This window comes from Psychrobacter sp. Sarcosine-3u-12 (genome assembly GCF_002836005.1).
Taxonomy (GTDB): domain Bacteria; phylum Pseudomonadota; class Gammaproteobacteria; order Pseudomonadales; family Moraxellaceae; genus Psychrobacter; species Psychrobacter okhotskensis.
In genome coordinates this window covers 25,810-31,809 of record NZ_PJBY01000084.1, presented here as the reverse complement: position 1 = coordinate 31,809, position 6,000 = coordinate 25,810, and the positions used below count along the sequence as shown (strand labels likewise).

The following is a 6,000-nucleotide window of genomic DNA, read 5'->3' as shown; positions in this document are numbered from 1 at the left end:
TATTATCGAAAAACCAATACCAGAATGACTGCTTTGATTTAGAGAAAACTTTTCAACATCATCGAAGCTTACTATCTGATCATGATGTAGATTATCAATAAATATAAAGAAATGAGATAGAAAGATAATGCTATTTTCTTTAATAACCATAATTGGCACATGCTTCCAAGTCAACCGCTTTGCGACCCATGGATTTGGAACGACAAAACTGTTATAGGCACGATGCACCCAATACGTCATCATAACGAAAAACAACATGGGTATAGTTGAAAGAGACCAAAGCCCAAGAATACTTCTTACAATTTCATCAATTGTTGTAACCGTATAACTTGTCGAAAACTCCCAAACGGCCATCAAGACATACATCACTACCCATACAGTGGCAACTACAAATAAACCATAACTCTGCCAAAAACTGACTCTTTCAGTAGGCACACCCACACTTATTGTGACTGGCGCTGTTAGCACCGCTTGATCTGGATACTTGCTCAACTGGCTAGGCTTACTCGGTATTAAGCGGTTCAAATTCATGAAGGTATACTATCGATAATAAAAACATAGCCAGCAACATTGGTAATTACTTTGCTCTATAGAGCAAAGTAATTACCGTATTGAGATATAGAAAATTTATTCAACTTAATAAGCTGCTAAACCTTCTTGTACAATAATCTGAACTCTTCTATTTTTACTACAACTCAATCCCTTCTGCTTTCATTACTGAATGCAAATCTTTATCACCGCGACCTGACATATTCACAATAATCGTTTGATCAGGCGTCATTGTTTTAGCCAGCTTAAGCGCGTAGGCAACAGCATGGGCAGATTCAAGCGCAGGGATAATACCTTCTTTGCGGGTGACTTCATGGAAGCCTTCTAGCGACTCTTTATCGGTACAGCCCACATATTCAACACGCTTCATGTCTTTTAAGAAACTGTGTTCAGGACCAACGCCCGGATAGTCAAGACCAGCAGAGATAGAATGCGTCTCTTGAATCTGTCCGTCATCATCTGCCATTAGGTAAGTACGATTGCCGTGCAATACACCAATACGACCAGCTGCTAGTGGCGCTGAATGACGACCTGTTTCGATACCATCACCTGTCGCTTCGACACCATACATTTTGACATCAGTATCATTTAAGAAGTCAAAGAACAGACCAATTGCATTTGAGCCACCACCGACACAGGCGACTAGGGCATCTGGTAATTTGCCAGTCACTTGCAAATGCTGAATGCGCGCTTCTTTACCGATAATCGCTTGGAAATCACGCACGAGTAGCGGATAAGGATGCGGGCCAGCGACCGTACCAATAATGTAATAAGTGCTATCGACATTGGTGACCCAATCACGCATCGCTTCATTCATCGCATCTTTAAGGGTACGTGAGCCAGAAGTGACTGGCACCACCGTCGCACCAAGCAAACGCATACGGTAAACGTTCATCTTTTGGCGTTCGACATCATCAGCACCCATATAGACGATACATTCTAACCCTAAACGTGCGGCAATCGTCGCCGTCGCTACGCCATGTTGCCCTGCGCCCGTCTCAGCGATGATACGTTGTTTGCCGCTCATCTTGGCAAGCAGTGCCTGACCAATAGTGTTATTTACCTTATGCGCACCAGTATGGTTAAGGTCTTCACGCTTAAAGTAAATTTGCGCACCACCAATCTCATCACTGAGACGCTTGGCATGATAAAGCGGTGTTGGGCGACCGACGTAATTGACCAAATCGTTATGGTACTCTTCCCAGAATGCAGGATCGGCTTTGACTTTGGTATATAACGCTTCTAGCTCTTCTAGTGCTGCCATCAATGTTTCAGAAACAAAACGACCGCCATGCACACCAAAGTGCCCACGAGCATCGGGATACTGATTGAAGTCTTGCACATCAGCTGGATTGGTAAAAGTATTGACGGCTTGTGCCGTGGCTGATAAATCTTTGTTAGCGACATGACTCATGATAATTCCTACTGTAATAAGTGGTATTTTTTAATATAAATAGTGGAGAACGAAAAAATAAGATTTAAGCAGAAAATCGGAATAACGACCAAACAAGGATAAAGGTGCTTTATGAATCGCTTAGATGGCGTCAGTGACCGTCACGCTTTGCCATCGATCGCGTTTGACCGCTTTCATAAAGGCGCGCATTTTGGCAGCATCTTTTTTGCCTTTAGCCGCCTCGATACCACCGCTGACATCAACAGCGTAAATGGGTAACTCTGTCGTCGCAGCGACGTTTTGAGCATCAAGACCGCCCGCTAAGACAATCGGTAACGAGCTATGGTGAGGAATAAGGCTCCAATCAAAGCGCGCGCCTGTACCACCATATTTATGCTGATGATAAGCATCGAGCAAAATACTACTCGCCCCTGCCGCTGCAAAGCTATCAATACGCGCGCTTACGCTAGCAAGGGTATCTTTCTCCGCATTGATGCGTAAGGCTTTTATCCAGCGTTTATTGACCGCATTTGCCAGTTGTTGGCACTGCTCAGGGCTTTCATCACCGTGGAATTGAATGATATCAAATGCAACATGGTTCGCCAGTTCAACCAACTCTTCGTGTGACATATTAACCACCAAGGCGACGACGCTGACAAAGGCAGGAACGGCGATGCTTAAGGTTTGGGCTTGTTCCATGGTCACAGCACGTGGACTGGGCGGATAAAATACCAAGCCGACCGCATCGACACCCAATTGGGTGGCAGTATGAATATCAGCTACGTCGGTAAACCCGCAAAACTTCACGTGCATGGTGTGACCTTAAAATACAGCAGCCATAGATTGGCTGTCATAGCGATTAAGCATAAAATGATGAGGATTTGTTACTCAATGAGTAAATCAATTGCATCCAAAAACTTATCCTAGCATACTTTTATTCATAGTTTTGTTTATGATTGCGATTGATTAATATGAGGATACTTAATGTCTAACACTGCGTCGGCAACTACCACTACCATTGATGACAACGATGGCAATAATAATAGCAACGATGATAATACCAGCCTAACCTCTGCCCATTATTTGATGTGGTTTCGCCGTGATCTACGCCTACATGACAACACCGCTTTAGCAGCGCTTTGTGAGCGTGCCCGTGATAACGACGCATCAGTAAGCGCTGTGTTCTTCCTCACCCCTGAGCAATGGCAAACGCACGACATGTCCTTGGTTCAACTCGATCATATCGCCCGTACCTTGCCAATATTGGCAAATGACTTGCACAAACAGTTAAATATCACCTTGCATGTACAGGTTTGCGATAGTTTCTCTGATTGTGTGGATTCATTAGACGCCTTATGTGCAGCCAATAATATTAGCTGCGTCATGGCCAATCATGAATATGAGGGCAATGAGATTGAGCGCGACGCACAATTGAGCCAGCTGCTTGCAAAAAGTGACATCGAGTTTATACGCTGGCATGATCAATGTATTTTACCACCGAAAAGCATCACTACCAATGACGACAGTATGTATCAAGTATTTACGCCATTTTATAAAAAATGGCGGCATACCTTGGAAGTTAGCAACATACAACTGCATAAAGCTTTAGCAATCAATAGTGATAACGCTACTTTAAAAATATCGAAACAGACCGTCAATACTGCCAACACGATAGAAGCATTAAGCCAAAAAGTGGTTAAGGATTATCAACAGTCATTAGCAAATAATACCCAGCTCAGTCATATTGATAGCGAGGCACAGCTTACTAACGCACGTGCTGCCTATCCTGCTGGGGAAGTGGCCGCTTGTCACCGCTTGGATCAATTCGTTGCAGATGATATTCATAATTATGATGTGAGCCGCGATGTGCCAAGCTTACATGCCACCAGTCAGTTGTCAGCGTATCTGACAATTGGGGCCATCAGTCCCAGACTTTGCTATTTGCAAGCAGCTAAAGCACAAGAACAAGAACAATTGCATGGTAATAATGGTGACAATGAAGACATCAATCGCTGGATCAGTGAGCTGGCATGGCGAGACTTTTATCGCCATGTCTTAGCGGATAAACCAGAGCTTATTCAGCATCAGGCTTATAAACACGAGACCGACATTAAGATTAATTGGTCATACAATGAGGATGATTTTGATGCGTGGTGTACAGGTAGGACTGGCGTGCCTTTAGTCGATGCCGCGATGCGTTGCTTAAATGCGACGGGCTTTATGCACAATCGCTTACGTATGGTCACCGCGATGTTTTTGACCAAGGACTTACTGATTGATTGGCGCTTAGGCGAGCGTTATTTTATGCAGCAGCTAATAGACGGTGACTTTGCTTCAAATAATGGTGGCTGGCAATGGAGCGCCTCGACCGGTACGGACTCTGCGCCCTACTTCCGTATTATGAACCCCTTTAGCCAAGCCAAAACTCATGACCCTGATGGGGAATTTATAAAGGAATGGCTACCTGAATTAAAGGATATGCCTGCCAGCATCTTGCATAGCGAAGACAAAATCCGTAAAGCAATCAACAGCGCCGATATGTTTGGGCGATTAGATTACCCTGCCCCGATGGTCGAACACAAAGCGGCACGGCAACTGGCGATTACTGAATTTAAAAAATAAGTATTAAATTGAAAAACAGTCATGAGTTTAAAAAAGTCGTAAAGTTGATATGTTTGAGAAGGGAGCGTTAGCTGTTTACTTTGGCTTTATTTTGCGGCGCACTGCCAGTTTGTACCAAACTACTTTGTGACGCCTTAGCGTTACCAGTATCGATAGCTGGCTTTACTATTCGCGTCTGAATCGTATAAATGGCATACGCTAGACAAGTAAAGCTTATAATGAGTAGCACCCAAGTCGCAAAGGATAGCGACTCCTTTTCTTTGCGGTGTTTGGTTAATTTGCGCTTCTCATGAGCAGACGGCTGATTATTAGGAGTTGTCATATATGCCACCTCTTACATTATATAAGCTTAGTATTAACGACAGCATTTATAAAGCTATCGTTAATAATAAATAAGTCCTGCTATATAATATAGTAACCTTATTACCAATAATTTCAAGCAACATCTGCTAATCGGCGTAGCAATTCATTAAAGCGTTTTCATTTAACTACCCGTACTAAAACATTCTCTCTCCAAAACCTTTTATTAATAAAACCTAAGCATTAAGCCGTTGGCAATTGGCACGCCCCTGCGCCCTGCGTGGTGACCGTGACCACAGCTCCTGTCAACGCAAACAGCTGTTGTAGTTGGGTCTGGGCGTTTTTTAGTGCCATGTTCATGACATCGCCGCGACAAGCACGCTCAAGCACTTCTTTTTTTGCCATACTTTGCGCTTGCTCCCAGATTTTAGGATCCACTTGCATCATGCCAAAGGCGCCTGTTTGCCAATCATAAATCTCGATGTCGTCTAGATAGACAGAAAATATCTCTGACGGTGGTAAGGTAATATTAATCTGCGGCATCATTGAGACTGGCGTATTAGCATCGGCCTGCTTTGCTTCATCTATCTCAATATCAGGTTGAACCACTTGCACCATTTCAGGCGTCAAGTCGCTCAAATCAATCCCTGCTTCTACGCGGCCGCGGGCGATAAACAACCCTTTTTGTTCATCTTGCCAAAGTTTCATCCAACTCCCTGGGCGCTCGCTTGTGATAACGGTATCTACACTAAAGGCGACCGTTTGTAGCCGATTGAGCTGCTGGATTTGCGTGACCACACCCTCACGAGTAATGGTCTCTATTGGCGCCTCTTTATTCAGATTTTGCACAGTATAAATCGCAAAAACGATGGCGGCCAGACCAATAAGTAATACCAGCCACGACATCAGAGCAATGGGCTTTTTTACTGGCTGAGCAGTGGTGTTATTGCTGGCAGAAGAACGTTTATCAGGATTGATCATTTAAGCCACCTTAAGGTTTCATCGTTTATTGTTAGAGTTTTATCATGTGTTTATCAAAAGCTTTATTTATGGACACGTCTTATGTAAAAGCCTCTTCTAGAAACTGTGTTTGATCATTCGCTTAATCAGCTTTTTATGAATAGAGTCCGTAAATA

At 43.6% G+C, this 6,000-nt stretch carries 6 protein-coding genes; 1 reads left to right on the top strand and 5 read right to left on the bottom strand.

The genetic code is table 11. The annotated features are described in order from the left end of the window. The 3 genes from CXF65_RS05350 to CXF65_RS05340 form a co-directional block, all read right to left on the bottom strand. Positions 1–531: hypothetical protein (locus CXF65_RS05350; RefSeq protein ID WP_157824020.1), on the bottom strand; the 531-nt coding region annotated here is incomplete at its 3' end. Between the two features lie 157 nt (positions 532–688). Beyond that, positions 689–1,891: a tryptophan synthase subunit beta gene (gene trpB / locus CXF65_RS05345; RefSeq protein WP_101211304.1), complete on the bottom strand. Its 1,203-nt coding sequence runs from the start codon at positions 1,889–1,891 to the stop codon at positions 689–691. A gap of 192 nt (positions 1,892–2,083) precedes the next feature. Further along, on the bottom strand, positions 2,084–2,755 hold the full coding sequence (locus tag CXF65_RS05340) for a phosphoribosylanthranilate isomerase (RefSeq protein ID WP_025652165.1): 672 nt from the start codon (positions 2,753–2,755) through the stop codon (positions 2,084–2,086). A gap of 171 nt (positions 2,756–2,926) precedes the next feature. Between CXF65_RS05340 and CXF65_RS05335 the strand changes: the two genes are divergently transcribed. Next, positions 2,927–4,564, top strand: a complete 1,638-nt coding sequence (locus CXF65_RS05335) for a cryptochrome/photolyase family protein (protein WP_101211303.1) — start codon at positions 2,927–2,929, stop codon at positions 4,562–4,564. A 67-nt stretch (positions 4,565–4,631) separates the two neighbouring features. Here the strand turns inward: CXF65_RS05335 and CXF65_RS05330 are convergent, their stop codons facing one another. Together CXF65_RS05330 and CXF65_RS05325 are read right to left on the bottom strand one after the other, a co-directional pair. Then, positions 4,632–4,886 (bottom strand): hypothetical protein, encoded by a 255-nt coding sequence (locus CXF65_RS05330; RefSeq protein WP_101211302.1) that lies wholly within the window; start codon positions 4,884–4,886, stop codon positions 4,632–4,634. Between the two features lie 221 nt (positions 4,887–5,107). Continuing rightward, positions 5,108–5,845 carry a DUF4230 domain-containing protein gene (locus CXF65_RS05325; RefSeq protein WP_101211301.1) on the bottom strand — a complete coding sequence of 246 codons (738 nt, stop codon included), beginning with the start codon at positions 5,843–5,845 and terminating at the stop codon, positions 5,108–5,110. Between the last annotated feature and the right edge of the window lie 155 nt (positions 5,846–6,000).